General features: G+C 69.7%; 15 protein-coding genes. 7 read left to right on the top strand and 8 right to left on the bottom strand.

Features of this window, described 5'->3' with window-relative positions:
• Positions 1–118 precede the first annotated feature (118 nt).
• The 4 genes from VGZ32_RS03220 to rsmI form a co-directional block, all read right to left on the bottom strand.
• Positions 119–1,702 (bottom strand): ubiquitin-like domain-containing protein, encoded by a 1,584-nt coding sequence (locus VGZ32_RS03220; RefSeq protein WP_326884273.1) that lies wholly within the window; start codon positions 1,700–1,702, stop codon positions 119–121.
• Between the two features lie 454 nt (positions 1,703–2,156).
• Positions 2,157–3,086 carry a TatD family hydrolase gene (locus tag VGZ32_RS03215; RefSeq protein ID WP_326884272.1) on the bottom strand — a complete coding sequence of 310 codons (930 nt, stop codon included), beginning with the start codon at positions 3,084–3,086 and terminating at the stop codon, positions 2,157–2,159.
• A gap of 38 nt (positions 3,087–3,124) precedes the next feature.
• The gene (gene metG, locus VGZ32_RS03210) at positions 3,125–4,744 is read right to left on the bottom strand and encodes a methionine--tRNA ligase (protein WP_326884271.1); all 1,620 of its coding nucleotides are present in this window, start codon (positions 4,742–4,744) and stop codon (positions 3,125–3,127) included.
• A gap of 27 nt (positions 4,745–4,771) precedes the next feature.
• Positions 4,772–5,668 (bottom strand): 16S rRNA (cytidine(1402)-2'-O)-methyltransferase, encoded by an 897-nt coding sequence (gene rsmI / locus VGZ32_RS03205; protein ID WP_326884270.1) that lies wholly within the window; start codon positions 5,666–5,668, stop codon positions 4,772–4,774.
• Between the two features lie 54 nt (positions 5,669–5,722).
• Between rsmI and VGZ32_RS03200 the strand changes: the two genes are divergently transcribed.
• The 3 genes from VGZ32_RS03200 (at position 5,723) to VGZ32_RS28980 (ending at position 10,365) form a co-directional block, all read left to right on the top strand.
• Positions 5,723–7,720, top strand: a complete 1,998-nt coding sequence (locus VGZ32_RS03200; protein ID WP_326884269.1) for a dolichyl-phosphate-mannose--protein mannosyltransferase — start codon at positions 5,723–5,725, stop codon at positions 7,718–7,720.
• 63 nt (positions 7,721–7,783) lie between these two features.
• Positions 7,784–9,589, top strand: coding sequence for an ABC-F family ATP-binding cassette domain-containing protein (locus VGZ32_RS03195; protein WP_326884268.1), 1,806 nt, complete (start codon positions 7,784–7,786; stop codon positions 9,587–9,589).
• Positions 9,590–9,867: 278 nt separating this feature from the next.
• Entirely contained in the window at positions 9,868–10,365 is a 498-nt protein-coding gene (locus VGZ32_RS28980; protein ID WP_326884267.1) for a response regulator transcription factor, read from the top strand.
• Here the strand turns inward: VGZ32_RS28980 and fdhD are convergent.
• Both fdhD and VGZ32_RS03180 read right to left on the bottom strand, forming a co-directional pair.
• Positions 10,343–11,248 (bottom strand): formate dehydrogenase accessory sulfurtransferase FdhD, encoded by a 906-nt coding sequence (gene fdhD, locus VGZ32_RS03185; RefSeq protein ID WP_326884266.1) that lies wholly within the window; start codon positions 11,246–11,248, stop codon positions 10,343–10,345. The genes VGZ32_RS28980 and fdhD overlap by 23 nt on opposite strands.
• A 268-nt stretch (positions 11,249–11,516) precedes the next feature.
• Positions 11,517–11,720 carry a cold-shock protein gene (locus tag VGZ32_RS03180; protein ID WP_326884265.1) on the bottom strand — a complete coding sequence of 68 codons (204 nt, stop codon included), beginning with the start codon at positions 11,718–11,720 and terminating at the stop codon, positions 11,517–11,519.
• Between the two features lie 313 nt (positions 11,721–12,033).
• Between VGZ32_RS03180 and VGZ32_RS03175 the strand changes: the two genes are divergently transcribed.
• Both VGZ32_RS03175 and VGZ32_RS03170 read left to right on the top strand, forming a co-directional pair.
• On the top strand, positions 12,034–13,872 hold the full coding sequence (locus VGZ32_RS03175; RefSeq protein ID WP_414642461.1) for an ABC transporter ATP-binding protein: 1,839 nt from the start codon (positions 12,034–12,036) through the stop codon (positions 13,870–13,872).
• A complete protein-coding gene (locus VGZ32_RS03170) occupies positions 13,873–15,807 on the top strand; it encodes an ABC transporter ATP-binding protein (protein ID WP_326884263.1) in 1,935 nt (644 codons plus the stop codon).
• 195 nt (positions 15,808–16,002) lie between these two features.
• Here the strand turns inward: VGZ32_RS03170 and VGZ32_RS03165 are convergent, their stop codons facing one another.
• Positions 16,003–16,932, bottom strand: a complete 930-nt coding sequence (locus tag VGZ32_RS03165) for a chitinase (protein WP_326884262.1) — start codon at positions 16,930–16,932, stop codon at positions 16,003–16,005.
• Between the two features lie 575 nt (positions 16,933–17,507).
• Here VGZ32_RS03165 and VGZ32_RS03160 point away from each other — a divergent pair.
• On the top strand, positions 17,508–18,179 hold the full coding sequence (locus VGZ32_RS03160; protein ID WP_324840214.1) for a response regulator transcription factor: 672 nt from the start codon (positions 17,508–17,510) through the stop codon (positions 18,177–18,179).
• Positions 18,180–18,365: 186 nt separating this feature from the next.
• The gene (locus VGZ32_RS03155; protein WP_349263463.1) at positions 18,366–19,610 is read left to right on the top strand and encodes a HAMP domain-containing sensor histidine kinase; all 1,245 of its coding nucleotides are present in this window, start codon (positions 18,366–18,368) and stop codon (positions 19,608–19,610) included.
• A 156-nt stretch (positions 19,611–19,766) separates the two neighbouring features.
• Here the strand turns inward: VGZ32_RS03155 and VGZ32_RS03150 are convergent, their stop codons facing one another.
• Positions 19,767–20,342 carry a GtrA family protein gene (locus tag VGZ32_RS03150; RefSeq protein WP_326884260.1) on the bottom strand — a complete coding sequence of 192 codons (576 nt, stop codon included), beginning with the start codon at positions 20,340–20,342 and terminating at the stop codon, positions 19,767–19,769.
• Positions 20,343–20,465 lie beyond the last annotated feature (123 nt).

The following is a 20,465-nucleotide window of genomic DNA, read 5'->3' as shown; positions in this document are numbered from 1 at the left end:
AGACACGCCAGGGGGACATGCGGGCCGGAAACGGAGTCGGGGACCCGGGGGCGAATGCCCTCGAGTCCCCGACACCTCCCGCCTGGCTACTGCTCGGCCGAAAGGCGAGCCGAGCGGATCAGCTGAACAGGTTGTGCCCGCACACCGGCCACTGCCCGGCGCCGGACCGCTGGTAGAGCTGCTCGGCCCGGCTCGTCTGCTCCGCGGGGGAAGCATTCGACGGCAGTCCGCTGCCGCCCAGCGAGGCCCACGTGGAGGGCGAGAACTGGTAGAGGCCGTAGTACGAGCCGCTCGGGTCCACGGCCCTGGGGTTGCCACCGGACTCGCAGTTGGCCAGGGCCGCCCAGTTCAGCTGCGAGACGTTGGTCGGCATCGGCTTGGTGCCCACCTTCTCCACCTCGGCCACCGGTTGCTTGGTGACGACCCGGGAGACCTCCTTCTGCGGCTGTGCGACGCCGTTGATCGTCTGGAACGCGTAGGTGACCTCGGCCACCCCGTTCTGTCCCGGAGTCACTATGGTCGTCGTGCCGACGTAGGTGGTCGGGTCGTCCTGCTTGGTCACCGAGTACGGGATCGAGGCCTGCTCGACCTTGGTGACGCCGGTAATGCGCAGGATCGAGATCGTCTCGCCGTCGACCGGGAACGAGCCGGCGGTGACTGACGGGGAGTCCTGGTTCCGCAGCGTGATCCCGGCCTGGCCCATCGCGTCGGCGACGGTCGCGGCGGTGGTGTCGAGCGGGACCGACTTGCCGTCCACCAGGAACGTGATGTGGCGCATGGTGAAGACGCTGAAGCTCATCCCCGCGCGGCCGACCAGGTCGTTCGCGGGCACCGACAACTTCGCGCCCTGAATACGCACGCCGAGTTCCTGAAGCGCCCCGGACACGCTCGTCGCGTGCACCCAGACGTGCCGCGTCGTGCCATCGACCGTGATGGCGAGCGGGCGGCCGTAGCGAACCGTGATCGTCGAGTTGTCGACGAGCGTGGCGCCGGGCGACGGGGTGACCAGGTCGTGGCCGCCGGTCGGCACGTCGTCAGAGGTGAGCACGGCGCCGACGGTCGAGGCGAACGAATGGACCTGCCGGACCGATCCGTCGACCGAGATGTTGACCGTCTTCTCCAGGGTCACGTACGCGGTGACTCCGCCGACGAGCGCGGCGAGCACCAGACCCTGCACGACGCGCCCGCCCAGGGTGATCCGGCGCGAGCTGACCCGGCCGGAGCTGCTGCCGCGGCGAGCAGACGAGCGGCGCTGGCCCGAGGGCCTTGCGGCGTCTTGTCCGGGCTCTGGTTCGAGTCCGGTGGGTACGTCCGGGTCGAGCGTCGGGCGCCGCCGGTCGAACTCCGCGGGCGTGCGCGGAGCGGGCACGGTCGAGGTGGAACTCAGGGAGCCCTCGAACTCGCCGGCCTCGCGCCCGTAGTCCAGATCGGAGTATCCGTCGTTCGTGTAGTCGTACGCGTACGGATACGTCTCGGTTTCGGCGCCGTATTCGTACGATTCGTACGGGTCGCCGTGAGGGTACGACGGAGCGTAAGGGTCCGCGTACTCATTGCGAGACTCGGCATACGGGGCGTAGGGCTCCCCGTACGCAGAGGGCTCGGATGCTTCGCTGGTGGTGTCTTCTGCGTCGATGGCTCTGTACGACGGCGAATGCTGCGCGGGACCGGTAAAAGAGGACGGCCATGCGGAGGTGCCCGTCAAGGGCCCGCCGCTGCCGCCCGTATTTCGGGTCGAGCGTGATCCGCTCACTGCACTCCAGACCTCGCAGGTTCCGGTCACGGGGCCGTGACGCCAGAAACTTCCAGAGGCGTCGGGTCCACCGATCCGGCTACCGAGAAAGGGAGCCTAGACTACGGGCTCGCATGGTCGCCATAGCCCGACTAGGTCGCCCCGCGGAAACTGATGTCCAGTTAATCCGATTTGCCGCAGCGGAAATCCGACATATCACCGCAGTCTTTTGCGCCGGATGTGGCGCTCACCACCTGATCGTCCGCTTTGGCCTCGCTAGAACAGGCGAGCGGAGAAGTTACAGAAGTGTGGCAGTGCGGGAAACGGGTGACAGCGGACTGACGCGTACGGAGATTTCACCGTCGGGATGAGTTGACTTGGTCTGACCTCGCGGTGGGGCCGTGTCAGGCATCGAGAAGCCGTTCCGCTACGGCAGATCGAAGACGCGACGAGTGTTCGAATCGAGCGCGGCGCAAAGCTCCGCGACGTCCATGTCACCCCTCGCCTGCGCCATGGCGCGGACGGTGAGCGGGATCAGATAGGGCGCATTGGGGCGACCGCGGTATGGCATAGGCGTGAGAAAGGGCGCATCGGTCTCGACGAGGAGCAGATCCAGCGGAGCGATCCGCAGCGCTTCTCTCAGGTGCTCGTTCGACTTGAAGGTGACGGTGCCGGCGAACGACATCACGTAGCCGCGCTCGGCGCAGACCTTTGCCATCGCCGCATCGCCCGAATAGCAGTGGAAGACGACGCGGTCCGGCGCGCCCTCCTCCTCGAGGATCCTGAGCACGTCCTCGTGTGCGTCACGGTCGTGGATGACTAGGGCTTTGTCGTGCCGCTTAGCCATCTCGATGTGTCTGCGGAACGACTCCTGTTGTGCGGCCACGCCGTCGGGCCCGGTGCGGAAGTAGTCCAGGCCGGTCTCGCCGATCCCGACCACATGAGGCAGGCTCGCGAGTTCGTCGATCCGGGCGAGCGCACTTTCCAGCGCCTGCGCGCCCCCGGGCTTGCGGTGCTGTCTGCTCCAGCCGTCCACGTCGCCAAGGACCAGACGTGGTCCCTCATTCGGATGCAGCGCGACGGTCGCGTGGATGGCGGGGTGCTCGGCAGCCGTCTGGACAGCCCATTCGGACGAGGGGACGTCGCAACCGACCTGAATGAGCGTGGTCACGTTCACCGCGGTGGCCAGCGCGAGCGACTCCTCGACCGACCGTTCCTGCATGTCGAGGTGGGTGTGGCTGTCCGCCACGGGCGACGGCAGCGGTTCGGGCGCCGCGGGGGCGGCCGCACGCTCACGCGCAGCCGCCCCGCTTCTGTCCCTACCGCCGGCCCCGCCGCCCGCGGACCCTGTGTTCATGGTCCCTGTGTTCGTGGTCCCTGCGCTCGCCTTGCTACTCACGCGGCCTCGGAACGCTCCTCGAGGCGGGGAAACAGCACCGCGCCCTTGGTGACCGCGGCCCCGGCGGGCAGTTGCCCCCAGCGGCCGGAGTCCTGGACCCGCTGGTCCTTGAGCGCACCCAGGTGGGCCTCCGCGCCCAACGACTCCCACAGCGCGGCGGACGACTTCGGCATCACCGGGTTCAGCAGCACGGCCACGGCCCGCAGCGCCTCGGCCGCGGTGTAGAGGATCGTGGCCAGCCGGGCGCGCGACTGCTCGTCGTCGACCTTGGCCACCTTCCACGGCTCCTGCTCGGTCAAGTACCCGTTGACCAGCTTGATGAAGTCGAACACCGCGTTGATCCCGCCCTGGAAGTCCAGCGCGCGGACCTTCTCGTCGGCGGTCTTCGCCGCCGCCTCGAGCGCGTCCGCGATCGCCTGCTCGGCCGGGCCGTGCGCGGTCGCCTCCGGCAGGACCCCGTCGAAGTAGCGCCCGACCATCGCGGCCACCCGCGAGGCCAGGTTGCCGTAGTCGTTCGCCAGCTCAGAGGTGTAGCGCGCGGACATGTCCTCCCAGGAGAACGATCCGTCCTGGCCGAACGGGATCGCCCGCATGAAGTAGTACCGGAACGCGTCCGAGCCGAAGTGGTCGGTGATCTCGTGCGGGGCGATGCCGGTCAGCTTCGTCTTCGACATCTTCTCCCCGCCCACCAGCAGCCAGCCGTGGCCGAAGACGGTGCGCGGCAGCGGCAGCCCGGCGGCCAGCAGCATCGCCGGCCAGATCACCGCGTGGAAGCGCAGGATGTCCTTGCCTACCAAGTGGACGTCGGCCGGCCAGGTGCGGGCGAACTTCTCCTGGTCCTCCGGCGCCGGGCTGTCCAGTCCTACCGCCGTCGCGTAGTTCAGGAGCGCGTCGATCCAGACGTACAGGATGTGCTTCTCGTCCCACGGGATCGGGATGCCCCAGTCGAACGACGAGCGCGAGATCGACAGGTCCTGCAGGCCCTGCCTGACGAACGACACGACCTCGTTGCGGGCCGACGCGGGCTGGACGAACTCCGGATGCTTCTCGTAGTGCTCCAGCAGCCGCTCGGTGTAGGTGGACATCCGGAAGAAGTAGTTCTCCTCCGAGATCGTCTCCACCGGCCGGTGGTGGATGAGGCAGACCTTCTGGCCCGCGTACTCGCCCTCGCCGTCGGTCACCTCGCCCGGCAGCTTGTACTCCTCGCAGGCCACGCAGTACAAGCCCTCGTACGAGCCCTTGTAGACCTCGCCGGCGTCGTACAGCCGCTGCCAGAACTCCTGGACCCGCTCGGTGTGCCGCTTCTCGGTGGTCCGGATGAAGTCGTCGTTGGCCGCGTCGATGGTCTTCAGCGCGGGCTTCCAGGCGGTCTCGACGAGCCGGTCGGCCCACTCCTGCGGCGTGGCCCCGTTGGCCTGGGCGGTGCGCATGACCTTCTCGCCGTGCTCGTCGGTACCGGTCAGGTACCACACGGACTCGCCGCGCTGCCGATGCCACCGGGTCAGGACGTCGCCGGCCGTCGTGGTGTACGCGTGGCCGATGTGCGGGGCGTCGTTGACGTAGTAGATCGGCGTCGTGACGTAGAAAGTCTTGACGGGTTCGCTGCCTGAAGCCATGGACCAAATCTTACTGGCCGTGTTCGGTCATTCCGGACCGGTTTTAGCCGCCACCACTGCGTCGAACACCTCTCGTTTCGGCAGCCCCGTCTCGGCCGCGACAGCCGCGATGGCCGCCTTCCGGTGCTCCCCGGCCGCCTCCCGTCGCGCGACCCTCGCCGCCAGTTCCTCAGCTGACGCCTCAGATGCGGCCTTCGGCTCGGCCCCCGCCACGACGACCGTGATCTCCCCGCGCACCCCAGGCTCCGCCCACCGCGCGAGTTCGCTGAGAGTGCCGCGCTTGATCTCTTCGTACGTTTTGGTCAGCTCGCGGCACACCGCGGCCGGACGGTCCGCCCCGAACGCCTCCGCCATGGCCGCGAGCGTGTCGGCGAGCCGGTGCGGCGCTTCGAAGTAGACCATCGTGCGCGGTTCGGCGGCGTTGGCGGCCAGGACCCGGGCGCGCTCTCCTGCCTTGCGCGGCGGGAAGCCCTCGAAGCAGAAGCGGTCGACCGGCAGACCGGACAGCGCCAGCGCGGTGAGTACCGCCGACGGCCCGGGGACGGCGGTGACCCGGATCCCGGCCTGGACCGCGGCGGCGACCAGGCGGTAGCCGGGATCGGAGACGGAGGGCATGCCAGCGTCGGTGACGAGCAGGACGCGGGCACCCTCCTGCAGGCGCGCGACCAACTCCGGTGTCCGCGCGCTCTCGTTGGCCTCGAAGTAGGACACGATCCGCCCGGCCGGGGTCACTCCCAGTTCCCGGGCCAGCCGGTGCAGCCTGCGGGTGTCCTCCGCCGCGATCACGTCGGCTGCGGCGAGCTCCGTGGCCAGCCGGGGCGGCGCGTCGGCCGGATCGCCGATGGGGGTGCCGGCGAGCACCAGGAGCCCGGCGTCGCTGGGGGCGGTGACGCTGTGGGCGGCAATTTGTCCGCTGGGTTTCACTTTCTCATCGTCCCGTGCTGCGCGGCGGCGCGGCCACTCCGTACCATGGCCCGCGTGACCAGCGATCTGCGGAGCGACAGCGCGGCCGGCCGGCCCGAGTGGACCGAACTCGGGGAGGTGGACCTCGACGCGCCCATCGCCCCTGAGCAGAGGGTGTCCGAAGAAGAAGAGGTGGCGTCCGGAGGGACGCTCGCCGAGCCGGACACGGACGCGGAGCCCTGGCTCGAGCCGCGGCGCCGGCTGCGCCGCGGCTGGGAGCGCGGCCGGGTCTGGTTCCGCCCCGAGGAGCGGCCGCGGCCCGATCCCCGCCCGCCGCTGCGCGACCGCTTGGTGCCGCCGTTCTATCCGGAGTTCTTCCGCGGCGCCGGCTGGATCCTGCCGCTGATCATCACCGCGATCGGCGGCTTCATGCGGTTCTGGAACCTCGGCTGGCCCAACAAGATCATCTTCGACGAGACGTACTACGCCAAAGACGGCTGGTCGATGTGGGTCTACGGCTGGGAGCACACCTGGGCCGACGGCGCCAAGATCTCCGACCCGGCCCTTTCCGGCTCCGGGGCCTTCGGGCACAACGCCCCGACCAACTTCACCTGCGTGCAGACCTGCGCCGAGTACGTTGTGCACCCCCCGGCTGGCAAGTGGATCATCGGGCTCGGCGAGAAGATCTGGGGCCTGAACCCGGTCGGCTGGCGCCTGATGGAGGCGGTGCTCGGCACCCTCGCGATCTACATCATCGCCCGCACCGCCCGCCGGATGTTCCGCTCCACCCTGCTCGGCTGCGTGGCCGGCATCTTCCTGGCCTTCGACGGCCTCGCGTTCGTGATGGCCCGCACCGCGCTGCTCGACGGCATCCAGATGTTCTTCATCCTGGCCGGCTTCTCCGCGCTGGTGGTGGACCGGGACAAGGTCCGGGAGAAGTTCGCCGCCTGGCGCGAGGAACGCGGGCCCGGACTGCTGCCCTTCGACGAGTACGGACCCAGGCTCGGACTGCGGCCCTGGCGGCTGGTCGGCGGCCTGATGCTCGGCCTGGCCACCGCGACCAAGTGGAACGGCATCGTGTTCCTGGCCGCGTTCATGGTCATGTCGCTGCTGTGGGACGGCGGCGCGCGCCGGGCGGCCGGGGTGCGCTACCCGACCTTCGTCACGCTGGCGGTCCTGGCCGTCTTCGCCGTCCCCGCCGTCCTCAAGTTCCTCGGCCTGGCCTGGGCCTTCGTCCTGCTCGGCTTCATCGCCTGCGCGGTGTTCGCGGTGGTCTCGATGCAGCTGGCCGGGCTGCTCAAGCGGTTCGCCTGGCGACGGCTGGCCGAACCGCTGTGGGGCTTCCTCTCCATGCCCGTGCTGGCCGTCGGCGTCTTCGTGGCCTCCTACGCCGGCTGGTTCTTCCGCACCGAGCAGGGCGGCGGCTATTACCGCACCTGGGCGGACGGGCACCCCTCGTCGATCTGGCCGACCTGGACGAATCCGTTCCGCTCGCTGTGGTTCTACGTCGGTCAGCAGTACGGCTTCAACTCCACGCTCCAGTCCGGGCACCCGTACATGTCGAATCCGTGGTCCTGGTTCATCATGGGGCGGCCGGTCGCGTTCTACTGGGCCACGCCGCCGGTGGGCCAGAGCGGCTGCACGGCCTCGATGGGCAGCTGCTCCGCCGAGGTGCTGGCGCTGGGCAACCCGCTGCTGTGGTGGTTCGCGACCGCGTCGATCTTCTACCTGCTCTGGCGCTGGATCGCGCGCCGGGACTGGCGGGCGGCGGCGATGCTGACCGGCATCGCGGCGGGAGTCGGGATCTGGCTCTGGTACGCCCAGCGCACGATCTTCTCCTTCTACGCGGTCTCCTTCACCCCGTTCATGGTGCTGGCCGCGACGTTCGCGGTCGGGACGCTGCTCGGGCGCGCCGACGCGCCGCCCACGCGGCGAGTGTGGGGCGCGGCAGTGGCCGGGACCCTCGTGGTCGGCGTGGTGGCGCTGTTCGCCTACTTCTATCCGATCTACTCGGGGCAGACGATCCCGTATTCGGACTGGTCGAACCACATGTGGCTGCCGTCCTGGATCTGATCCGGGCGCAGGTCGGCGCTCGGGCGTCAATCAGCGCCAGGGCCGCCGGGTAACGTTTGCGGCGTGGCGAACCTGGTCAACATCGAGGCTGTCAGCAAGGCGTACGGGACGCGGACCGTGCTGGACGGATTGTCGCTCGGCATCGCGGAGGGCGACCGGATCGGCGTCGTCGGGCGCAACGGCGGCGGCAAGTCCACGCTGCTGCGCCTGCTCGCCCGGCTCGAGGAGCCGGACGGCGGCCGGGTGACCCACAGCGGCTCGGTGCGGGTCAGCGTGGTCGGACAGCACGACGAGCTCGACCCGGCGGCCACCATCCGGGCGCAGCTGCTCGCGGGCCGGGTGGAGCATGAGTGGGCGGGCGAAGCGCACATCCGCGACGTGCTCAGCGGCCTGCTCGGCGGGATCGACGCCCCGGTCTTCCGCGACGGCCTCGACACGGTCGTCGGCCCGCTCTCCGGCGGCGAGCGGCGGCGGATCGCGCTGGCAAAGGCACTGCTGGAGCCGGACGCCACGGACCGCCTGCTGCTGCTCGACGAGCCCACCAACCATCTGGACGTCGAGGGCATCGCCTGGCTCGCCGGACATCTCAAGGCACGCAGGTCGGCGCTGTTCGTGGTCACCCACGACCGCTGGTTCCTCGACGAGGTCTGCGATGCCACCTGGGAGGTCGGGGACGGCCGGGTGGACGCGTACGAGGGCGGATACTCGGCATATGTGCTGGCCCGGGCGGAGCGCACGCGGATCGCCGCGGTGGACTGGGACCGCAAGCAGAACCTGCTGCGCAAGGAGCTGGCCTGGCTGCGGCGCGGCGCCCCGGCGCGCACGTCGAAGCCGAAGTTCCGGATCGAGGCGGCGAACGCGCTGATCGCCGCCGAGCCGCCGCCGCGTGACGCGGCCGAGCTGATGAGCTTCGCCTCCGCCCGCCTCGGCCGAACCGTCTACGAGCTCGAAGACGTCACGTACACGGTCGGCGCCGAGCCCGCGCGCACCATCCTGCGGCACGTGACGTGGCAGCTGGCGCCAGGCGAGCGGCTCGGCCTGGTAGGCGTGAACGGTTCGGGGAAGACCAGCCTGCTGCGCCTCATGACCGGCGCGGTGCGTCCTGTCACCGGCCGTGTCGTCGCCGGCGTGACGGTACGCCCGGCACTGCTCGCCCAGGAGATCACGCAGATCGCGCCGCAGACCCGGGTGCTGGAGGCGGTCGAGGAGGTCCGGTCCTCGGTAGACCTCGGCAAAGGCCGGGTGCTGACGGCGTCCCAGCTGTTGGAGCGCTTCGGCTTCAGCGGCGAGAAGCAGTGGGCCCCGGTCGGCGACCTGTCCGGCGGTGAACGGCGAAGGCTCCAGGTGCTCAGGCTGTTGATGGACGAGCCGAACGTGCTGCTGCTCGACGAGCCGACCAACGATCTGGACATCGACACCCTCACAGCACTCGAAGACCTGCTCGACGGATGGCCGGGCTCGCTGATCGTGGTCTCGCACGACCGCTACTTCCTGGAGCGCACGACTGACCGGATCGTCGCGCTGCTCGGTGACGGCCAGCTCAAGCTGCTGCCCGGCGGCGTGGACCAGTACCTCAGGCTGAGAGCGGAGGCGCTGGCGGAGGCGCAGCGTCAGACGCAGGCGGTGTCCCAGCAAAAGAACCAGGCGGCCGGGCCGAGCCGTGCGTCAAGCGACCGCGCGGCCCAGAAGGAGATGGCGAGAATCGAGCGGCAGCTGGACAAGATCGCCGGCCGTGAGGCGGAGCTCCACAAGCAGATGGCCGAGTCGGCGGCGGACTACGAGGCGGTCGGACGCCTGGACAGCGAGCTGCGCACCTTGGCGGGCGAACGCGAGCGGCTCGAGGAGCAGTGGCTCGCCCTCGCTGAATAGCCGCTCTCCTCATCGCCCGGAGCACTCCGCGTGGCGCTCACGGCTGTGTGCGAGGCTCACTCTCGCCGAGTAGTCGCTCTCCTCGTCGCTTTCCGCCGGCCAGTCCCCGAAGGCACCACCCGCCTCCGAGCCTGGTCACCGTGGGAGGTCCCGCATATAACTGCGTAAGCATATTGTCGTACCGGGTTGTCCACAGCCTGGGGGCGAACGGGACGCTTCGCTGTACTCGCAGAGGATCGTCTGCCTACGGTGGGATTCCGACTGCGGGGAGGGGGATCATGCGCGACATCTCGATGCTTACAGGGCGAGAACAGGACGTCCTGCGACGGATCAGCAAGGGCGAGTCGACCAAGCAGATCGCGCGCGTCCTGGCGATCTCACCAGCGACGGTGCGCTCACACGTGCAGAATGTTTACGTCAAGCTCGGCGTGCGCACTCGCGCGCAGGCCGCAGCCGTCGTGGTCGACGCGCGCCTGGCTGCCGCGATCGGTCCGTGCCCGGCCGACGTCGTCGGCGCGCATCCACGGGCGCAGTGCGCCACCGGCGACTGCTTAGCGCCGCCGCCCGCACCGTTCGACGCCCTGACCCGGCGCGAGGTCGAGGTCCTGCGGTGCATAGCCGCAGGGATACCCCGACGCGCGATCGCCGAGCGTCTGGTCCTCTCGCCGAATACGGTGCGCACGCATGCCCGCAGTGTGCTGGCCAAGCTCGGGGTGCACTCGTCGATCGCCGCTGCGGCCTTGCTGCGACGGGCTATGTGCGCGGCAGCCGGCTGATTCGCTCGGCGCCGGCGTACACGTTCGCGGTCTGCCCGCGCACGAAGCCGGCGAGCGTCATGCCCGCCGCCTGCGCGAGTTCCACCGCCAGCGAGGACGGCGCGGACACGGCTGCGAGCAACGGGATTCCGGCAGCTGCGGCCTTCTGCACCAGCTCGAACGAAGCGCGTCCGCTCACCGCGAGCATGTGTCCGCGCAACGGCAGCCGGTCCTCGCGCAGTGCCCAGCCGATCGCCTTGTCGACGGCGTTGTGGCGGCCGACGTCCTCGCGGAGGCAAAGGAGGTTGCCGACGGCGTCGAAGATCCCTGCCGCGTGCAGGCCGCCGGTCTTGTCGAAGATCTTCTGGTGCTCGCGCAGCTGCCGCGGAAGCGTGTAGAGCGTCTCGGGCGACACGAGCAGCGGGTCGTCCTGCACGCTCCAGTGGGCGTTCGCGCGCACAGCCTCTATCGACGACTTGCCGCACACGCCGCAGGCGCTCGTGGTGTAGGTCGTTCGATCCAGCGACCAGAGGGGCGGATCGACGCCGGGCGCCAGGTCCACGTCGACGATGTTGTAGGGATCATGGACGTTGGAGGGATCACAGCCTTGCTCGCCCGGCGCGGCATCGGGTTCGAGGGCGCTGACTCCGATCGGTCCGGAGCACGCGGTGTCGCCGCAGAACCGCATGCGGCTCAGGTCGTGCGGACCGCGGATGACGCCCTCGCCCGCGAGATACCCGGCCACCAGGTCGAAATCGTCGCCGGGGGTGCGCATCGTCACGGCGACCTGCTTCCCGCCGATCCGGATCTCCAGCGGTTCCTCGGCCGCGAGGGTGTCGCGGGAACCCGTCGCGCCGGGTCCGTCGAGCCGGAGCACGGGCTCCCGTTTCGTCACCCTGCCCATGGATTCCACAGTACGTCAGTGGTGGGGGAGAGAGGGGCGTCGGATTGCGGCTCAGCGGCCGGGGACGGCTGGCTGCGGCCCGGGTGTTCCCAAGACAGACCACGCGGCGGGCCTAGGGGACAGCGCTACCAGGCACTGAGCTCGGGAGCAGTCCATGCCCCCGCCCGTAGAAAGCACGACGCCCCGCGCCCTACGGGACGCGAGGCGTGCGAGTGGCCCGAGGATTGGTTCAGGCTCCCGGGTTCACTTAGGTGTTGATCCGAGCTGCTTACAGCGGCTTGACGTGCTCCGCCTGGGGGCCCTTCGGGCCGCTGGTGACGTTGAACTCGACCCGCTGGTTCTCCTCGAGCGTGCGGTAGCCGCTCGACTCGATCGCAGTGAAGTGGACGAAGACGTCGGGGCCGCCGTCCTCCTGGGAGATGAAGCCGTAGCCCTTCTCCGCGTTGAACCACTTGACCGTACCGGAAGCCATCTCTCTCCTCGTAGAACGGGGACGTTGGACAGGCCCCCACACCGTGTGGAGCCCTGGGTTGCCCTCCATGTACCGTCCCGCTCGCTGGTCCGCACCGGGAAGAGTAGCCACGAAACACAAAGGCCCGCGGCCGTACTCCCGCGGGCATTCAAACGAAGCATTCAGGGAACTTCAGCTGCAACCGCGCCCACCATAACACGTCGCGCACGATCCGTCGCTCATTCGAACGGGTGAAATCGATATTCCCTGGTTGCTGCCGCCCCGCCGTTCGGCCAGGTCATAAACGGGGTGCGGAAGCGGGCGAATCGGTCCTATGGTCCTTACCATGCCCCCTTCCTCGCCGTCAGGCGGCTCCTTTGCGTCCCTATGGCGCCTGAAAGCCTACGTTCGTCCGTATAGATGGCAGATGCTGCTGATGTTCGCGGTGGCCCTCGGCGGCACCCTCGTCGGGGTGGCGGTCCCGCTGCTCACGAAGGCAGTCGTCGACGGACCGCTGCACCATGGCGACCGCGGCGCGCTCTGGCGGCTCGGCCTCTACGCGCTGCTGTTCGGCCTGGCCGAGGCCGTGCTCATCCTGGCGCGCCGGCTCGCGCTGGCCAACAGCGCGCTCGGGATCGAGAAGGACCTGCGCGACGAGCTGTACAACCACCTGCAGCGCCTCGACGTCGGCTTCCACGACTCCTGGCAGTCGGGGCAGCTGGTCGCCCGGATGACCAGCGACATCTCGGCGATCCGGCGCTTCCTCGGCTTCGCGCTGATCTTCCTGGTGGTCAACTCGGTCACCTTCGCGGTCGTCTCGGTGCTGCTCATCGTCATCAATCCATTGCTCGGTGCCGTGGTGGTGGTGTTCGGGCTGCCGCTCAGCTTCGTGGTGTTCAAGTACGAGCGGGTCTACCGGCGGCAGATCCGGGCCGTGCAGGACCAGCAGGGCGAGGTGGCCACCGACGTGGAGGAGTCGGCCCTCGGCATCCGGGCGGTCAAGGCCTTCGGCCGGGCCGGCTTCGTCACCGGCCGCTACCTGGAGAAGTCGGCCGAGCTGCGCCGCCTGGAGCTGCGCCAGATCAAGACGCTCTCCGAGATCTGGGCGCTGATCATCGCCCAGCCGCAGACCGTGCTGGGACTGATCGTGCTCGGCGGCGCGGTGGCGGTGGCGCACGGCTCGCTCTCGCTCGGCACGCTGGTCGCCTTCATCTCGCTGTTCCTGCTGCTGAGCTGGCCGATCGAGTCGATGGGCTGGCTGCTGGCGGCGTCGCAGGAGGCGAACACCGCGGCGGAGCGGGTCTTCGAGGTGCTCGACAGCGAGCCGGGGATCACGTCCCCCGCGACGATCGCCGCGGCGTTGACGGGGAGGGCGCAAAGGCCCGAATCGGCGCGCGGGCGCTCGACCACGGCCCGACTCGTCTTCGAGGACGTCTCGTTCAGGTACCCGAACTCGGACCGCCCGATCCTCACCGGCATCGACCTCGAACTCGCCCCCGGGGAGACGGTCGCGGTCGTCGGCCCGACCGGATGCGGCAAGACGACCCTCACCGCGCTGGTGCCCCGGCTGTACGACGTGACCGGCGGCCGGATCCTGCTCGACGGCGTCGACATCCGCACGCTGCCGCTGTCCGAGCTGCGCGCCCGGGTCGCCTGCGCCTTCGAGGATCCGACCCTGTTCTCCGCCAGCGTGCGAGAGAACCTGCTGCTCGGCCGCCCCGACGCGGATGCCGGGCAGATCGACGAGGCGCTCGACGTCGCGCAGGCCCAGTTCGCCCGCGACCTGCCCTGGGGCCTGGACACCCGTGTCGGCGAGCAGGGGCTGTCCCTGTCCGGCGGACAGCGTCAGCGGCTCGCCCTGGCCCGCGCCGTCCTCGGCCGCCCTCCGGTCCTGGTCCTCGACGACCCGCTGTCCGCGCTCGACATCCACACCGAGGGACTGGTCGAAGAAGCGCTGCGGGCGGTGCTGTCCGAGACCACCGGGCTGGTCGTCGCGCACCGTGCCTCGACCGTCCTGCTGGCCGACCGGGTCGCGCTGCTCGGGCCGGCCGGTGGTCCGGCGGACGGTTGCACCGTCATCGCGACCGGCACCCACCACGAACTGTTGGAGACCGTTCCGGCATACCGGGACCTCTTGTCACAGAGCTCTGAACTAGTCGAGGAGGCCGTCTAAATGACCGCACTCGATACCGACGCAGCCGCCGCGCAGGCGCCCGCGGACGGGCAGCAGCCGCAGGACGACGACGACTGGCGGGGAGTCGCCGCCGAGAAGGTCGACGAGGTCTCGGCCAGCGGCGGCCTGTTCCTGCGCGCCCGCTCGCGCCGCCTGCTCGGCTCGCTGCTGCGCCCGCACCGCCGCGACCTGATGCGGGCCACCGTGCTCATCGTCGTGGTCACCGCGGCCGAGATGGCCGGGCCGTACCTGGTCTCGGTCGGCATCGACTCCGGCATCCCGGCGATCCACCGCGGGGACTGGTCGCCGATCGGCGCCGCCGTCGCCGGGATCCTGGTCACCGCCCTGTTCGGCGCCCTGCTGCGGCTGCGGTTCCTGAAGCTGGCCGGGCGGATCGGCCAGGACGTCCTGCTGGACCTGCGCGGCCGGGTCTTCCGGCAGTTCCAGCGGCTGCCGATCGCCTTCCACGAGCGGTACACCTCGGGCCGGGTCATCTCCCGGCTCACCAACGACCTCGACGCGCTCGGCGACCTGGTCAACGCAAGCCTCGACGGCCTGATCGACGCCGTCCTGAACATCGTGGTGATCGGCGTCCTGCTGGCCGTGCTCGACCCCGAGCTCTCGCTGTTCCTGCTGGTCTGCCTGCCCGCGCTGCTGTGGCTGCTGCGCTGGTACACGCGCGGCTCGCGCGTCGCCTACCGCCGCACCCGCGAGACCATCGCCGCGCTCATCGTCCAGTTCGTCGAGACGCTCAACGGCATCCGGGCGGTGCAGGCCTTCCGCCGCGAGCCGCGCAACGGGCGGATCTTCTGGCGGCTGAGCGACGACTACCGCAAGGCCAACGCGGACGCGATGCGGCTGCTGGCCTGGTTCATGCCGGGGATCAAGGCGGTCGGCGCGGTCATGACGGCCGTCGTCCTGGTCTTCGGCGGGTTCCAAGTGATCGACGGCGCCCTGCAGGTCGGCGTGCTGACGGCCTATCTGCTCTACGTGCGGCGCTTCTTCGACCCCTTGCAGGATCTGGCGATGTTCTACACGTCGTACCAGTCCGCGACGGCCGCGCTGGAGAAGCTGTCCGGCGTGCTCGAGCAGGAGCCCGAGGTCCCGGAGCCGACCGAGCCGACCGACCTGCCGAAGCCGATGCGCGGGGAGGTGCGGTTCGACGGGGTGCGCTTCTCCTACCCGCGCCGCGAGCAGGAAGCGGACGCCACGCCGACGGCCGAGAAGGCCGTCCTTCCCGGCCTCGATCTGGTGATCCCGGCCGGGCAGACGGTGGCGCTGGTCGGCGCGACCGGGGCCGGCAAGTCGACGCTGGCCCGGCTGATGTGCCGGTTCTACGACCCCGGCCAGGGCGCGGTGCGGCTGGACGGTGTCGACCTGCGCGAGCTGCGGGACACCGACCTGCGCCGCGCGGCGGTCATGGTGACGCAGGAGAACTTCCTGTTCACCGGCAGCGTCGCGGACAACATCAAGTTCGGTCGGCCCGACGCGTCGGACGAGGACGTGGAGCAGGCCGCGCGAGCGATCGGCGCGCACGAGTTCATCGCGGCGCTGCCCGAGGGGTACGCGACCGACGTGAAGAAGCGCGGCGGACGGCTGTCGGCCGGCCAGCGGCAGCTGGTCGCGTTCGCGCGGGCGTTCCTGGCGGACCCGGCGGTGCTGGTGCTGGACGAGGCGACCTCGTCCCTTGACGTGCCGAGTGAGCGGCTCGTGCAGCGGGCACTGCGCACGATCCTGGCCGACCGCACCGCCCTGATCATCGCGCACCGGCTGTCCACGGTGGAGATCGCCGACCGGGTGCTGGTGATGGAGGGCGGCCGGATAGTCGAGGACGGCTCGCCCGCCGAGCTGCTCGGCGCCGAGGACGCAGGGGACGGCGCGGCGGTCGGCCGGTTCGCCGGTCTGCACTCCGCCTGGGTCGAGTCGCTGGCCTGACCGGCGGCTGAGCGCGCTGCTTGAGACAGAACCTTGAGACAGAACGCTGTCATAGTCGAACAGTGCTTGGGACAAAAAGGAACCGGGCGTGCACCCGACCCGCGCGACGGGTGCACGCCCGGTCCGCTCACCGCGGCCGATCGGAGGTCCGGTCCGGCCCGACGCCGCCCGGCTGCCGGACCGGACCCGAGGCCGCTAGATCTTGTTGAAGATCTTCGAGTAGGCGTAGCCGGTGCCCTTGTCGTAGCTGTCGACTTCCCAGAACGACAGCTCGCCGACGCCGTTGCTCGCGGCGAAGGACTCCAGGGTCTTGGCGTTGGACTGGGTGAAGTTCTCGTTGTCGTCGTTGTGCCCGGCGATCGGGGTGAGGCCGAGCATGCCCCAGATCGAGGCCGAGCTGCCGCCGTAGATCGAGGCGAGCTGGCCCTCCGTGGCCTTCGCGGCCGACTCGGCGTCGGCGAGGGCGTTCTGCCCGTTGCCGAAGTCCATCGTCATGATGTTGACGATGGTGACCTTGACTCCCTTGCTCTTGGCGCCCTTGAGCAGGTTGAGCGCGTTGCTCTCGAGGCCGGTCGGGTCGACGGGGATGGTGAAGTCGATGTGTACGGACGGGTACTTCGCCTGGACCATGGCGAGGGCCTGGTCGCGGCGGTTGTTGGCGCTGGTGTTGTTCAGCACGCCGCCTTCGATGTCGAAGTCGAGCCGGGTCGCACTGTACGTGCTGACGACCTTCTCGTAGGCGGCGGCCAGGCTGGAGACGGAGGTGCAGGTCTCCGCCAGTTCGCCGCCCGACGCGCCGCCGAAGGAGATGATCACGTCGCCGCCGGCCGCACGCAGAGCATTGATCTGCGACGTGAAGGCGCCGACCGAGTCCCCGCCGTCCTCCCACTCCGGCGTGCAGCCGGACTTCGGGGTGAGGAACGCGAGGGTGTAGTACTTGTCGCCGCTGGCCTGCAAGTCGGCCATCATGTCGCCGGCGTCGGAACCGGCGATCTGGAGGTACGGTGCCGAGTAGTGGGCCGGGAACGGCGTCGCGGCCTGGGCAGTGGTCGACGCCAGGAGCAGCCCGGTGGGGACCAGGGCGCAGACGGCTGCTGCGGCGACGAGCCGGAAACGCACGCGCATGTGAGAGAACGCCTTTCAGCTCTCTCGACGGGCGCCGACGTCGAGGACGGATAAGAAGGGGTCGCAAGGCCCCGGCCCGGGATGCCTGCGCGTGGGGGCCCGCGCATCCCGGTGTTAGTAAAGCTTCTTTACAGTGCGAGCATCATCGTGCGTCGGGGCAGCGGCGTCAAGACGTCAGGGTGAAACAGCCCGTAAGGCGGCCTTAGGAGCTGCCGCCGCGGAGAGAGAGCCGCGACCAACGCGTTCTGAACACCTTCGTGTGCCGGAAGAGCCGGATGTTGCTCGGCCGCGCCGCCAGGTACACAGCGGCGCGGCGATGGCGATCGGGGCCGCGACCAATGCGCCTTTGATCGCCCTGGCCCGCCGGAAGGGCCGGGCGTGCCTTAGCTGCGCGGCCCGGTACATGGCGGCGCAGTGGCGAAAGGGCGCGTGGACGGCCATTCTCGGCCCTGCCCCGTCTGTGACAAAGCGCGCAAATCAGACTTAGGTCACGGAATCATCAATATTCTGATGATTTTTCGCGCAGTTACCCGGGAGTATCCCGCTTGATGCCCCCGGCGTCCTACGATCGCCCCATGACCCGCGTACTACTCGCTGAGGACGACGTGGCCATCGCCGAGCCCCTGGCCCGGGCCCTGCGGCGAGAGGGCTACGACGTGGACTTGCGCGCGGACGGTCCCGGCGCGCTCGCGCTGGCCCAGTCCGGCGTGGTGGACCTGCTCGTTCTCGACCTCGGACTGCCCGGGATGGACGGCCTCGAGGTGTGCCGCAGACTGCGCACGGACGGCCACGGTTTCCCCGTCCTGGTGCTCACCGCGCGGGCCGACGAGGTGGACACCGTCGTCGGGCTCGACGCGGGCGCCGACGACTACGTCACCAAGCCGTTCCGCCTGGCCGAGCTGCTCGCCCGGGTCCGCGCGCTGCTGCGCCGGGGATCGCCGGACAGCGGCACCGCGGCCCGCGGCGTGCGCATCGACGTGGAATCGCACCGGGCGTTCCTCGGCGACGAGGAGCTGAACCTGACCGCCAAGGAGTTCGACCTGTTGCGCGTCCTGGTCCGGGACGCCGGCCGGGTGATAACCCGGGAGCAGCTGATGCGGGAGGTCTGGGACACCACCTGGTGGTCGTCGACCAAGACCCTCGACATGCACATCTCCTGGCTGCGCAAGAAGCTCGGCGACGACGCGGCGAATCCCCGGTTCATCTCGACCGTGCGCGGCGTAGGTTTCCGGTTCGAGCGCGGCTGACCAGCGCGAGGCGCGGTTCGCCCGGGTGAGTGCTCCCGGCTGCCGTGCCGGGGTGGTGCCAGGTCCGGTAGCGTTCGATACGCACACACGTGCTGGGGTGCGACGGCGCGAGTACGCGCGGCCGGCGCGAGCGTCCGGGGAGAAGCAGAGGGATCGCGTGGCTGCAGCCAAGGTCCAGGGGGCGCGATGCGCCGCCGGATGATCAAGTCGACGGTCTCGGCCGTGCTGATCGTGGTCATCCTCCTCGGCGTGCCCCTGGCCATCATCGACACCATGCGCATCAGCGAGTCCGAGCACGCGCTGCTGAACCAGGAGGTCCAGCGGATCGGGTTCGTCGTGGACCTCCAGCTGGCCGGCAACTCGTTCAACGCGCAGGCGCTCAAGCAATACCTCTCACCCGGGCACAGCGCAGAACTCGTCTTCAAGAACCGCCCGTCGGCCACCGTGGGCGTCCCGCCGACCGACCACCCGCAGTCCAGCGGCACCTATGTCGGGCCGACCGGCGAACGCGTCGTCGTCATGGAGTCCTGGTCGCCGACCGAGACCCGGATACGCAACGGCCTGCTGCTGATCCTCGGCGTCGCGGTCCTCGCCACCATCGCGGCCAGCGGCGTCGCCTTCCTTCAGGCCCGCCGGCTGTCCCGGCCGCTCAGCGACCTGGCCCAGACTGCGGAGCGGCTCGGCTCCGGCGACCCGCGCCCCCGGCACCGGCGTTACGGCATCGCGGAACTGGACCGGGTCGCCGAGGTCATCGACCACACCGCCGACCGGATCTCCCGGATGCTCGCCACCGAGCGGCGCTTGGCCGCGGACGCCTCGCACCAGCTGCGTACTCCGCTCACGGCCCTGTCGATGCGGCTTGAAGAGATCATCGCGGCGCAGGATCTGGCGGATGTGAAGGAAGAGGCGGCGATCGCGCTCACCCAGGTGGAGCGGCTGACCGACGTCGTGCAGCGCCTGCTGACGGACGCCCGGGACACGCGCCGCTCCACGTCGACCGTGCCGATCGACGTGGACATGGTCATCCGGCAGCAGATCTTCGAGTGGCGACCGGCCTTCCGCAGCGCGCGACGCCCGATCCGGGTGGACGGGGCGCGCGGCCTCGCGGCCGTGGCCACTCCCGGGGCGTTCGCGCAGGTTCTGGCCACGCTCATGGAGAACTCACTGATGCACGGCGCCGGACCGGTGACGATCAAGACGCGCACCACCGGCGGATCTGTGGTGGTCGAGGTGTCCGATGAGGGCGCAGGGGTGCCCGTGGAACTTGGCGCGCGGGTATTCGAACGGTCGGTGTCCGGACGGGCCTCGACCGGACTCGGGCTGACGGTGGCGCGTGAGCTGGCGGAGGCCGACGGCGGGCGCCTGGAGCTGCTTCAGGCTCAGCCGCCGGTGTTCGCGGTGTTCCTGACCGCCTTTGACCCGGTGCTGTGAGAGAGCGGCGCTCTGGGGCGCCTTAGGCGGTCCTGCTGCGCCTGGCTCTGGGCCTCGGCTACGGCGGCTTCCGGATTTCGATTCGAGACAAAGCAAATCGGGCGAGAACCCTGTCCAGTGGGTCCCGCCCGATTCAGTCGAAAGTACTAGCGCGCGCTACCAGCGGGTGGTGTTCAGCAGCTCGCCGGAGCCCGACCGGCGGTGCCGACCGCCGTTCACCGGAAGCTGAGAGGTCGGCAGCGGCTCGGCCGCGGCCTCGGCGGTTTCGAACTGGAACTGCGGCGCCGCCACCGCGGGGTCGACCTTCGGGAAGATCCAGGTCCGGTAGGTCCACAGGCGGAACAGCATCCCGAGCGGCATGCCGAACACGTACTTGGCCACGTTGTTGGCCAGCGTGCCGTCGAAGTGCATCACGTACTGCGAGACAGCCAGCGGCACGGTCTCGATCAGCATGCCGATGCCGTTGACCGCGAAGAAGAGGACCAGCTCACGGGAGCGGCCGATGGAGTCGCGGTCCTTGTACGTCCAGAAGCGGTTGCCCAGGTAGGCGACGATCGTGGCGATGACGGTACCGACGATGGAGCCGATGATCGGCTTCTGCGGGTCCATCCGCCAGACCAGGTTGGTCACCACCGCATTGACGACAAGCGCGATCGCCCCGATGCTGGCGAACTTGGTCAGCTCGTGGGCCGCCCGTTGAAGCCGGGCGAATGCGGCGTGCACGTACGACACTGTGGGTTACCTACCTGACTTCCGAGGGCACCCTACGAGCGTAGCGAGTCATGGCGAGCGGATCTCCGGCGGCGGAACGTCCGTAGCAGACCTGTGACGGACCATTTGCCGACGGATTGGTGT

The organism is Actinocrinis sp., assembly GCF_035938995.1.
Taxonomy (GTDB): Bacteria; Actinomycetota; Actinomycetes; order Streptomycetales; family Catenulisporaceae; genus DASZGI01.
This window is presented reverse-complemented; position numbering and strand designations above follow the sequence as displayed.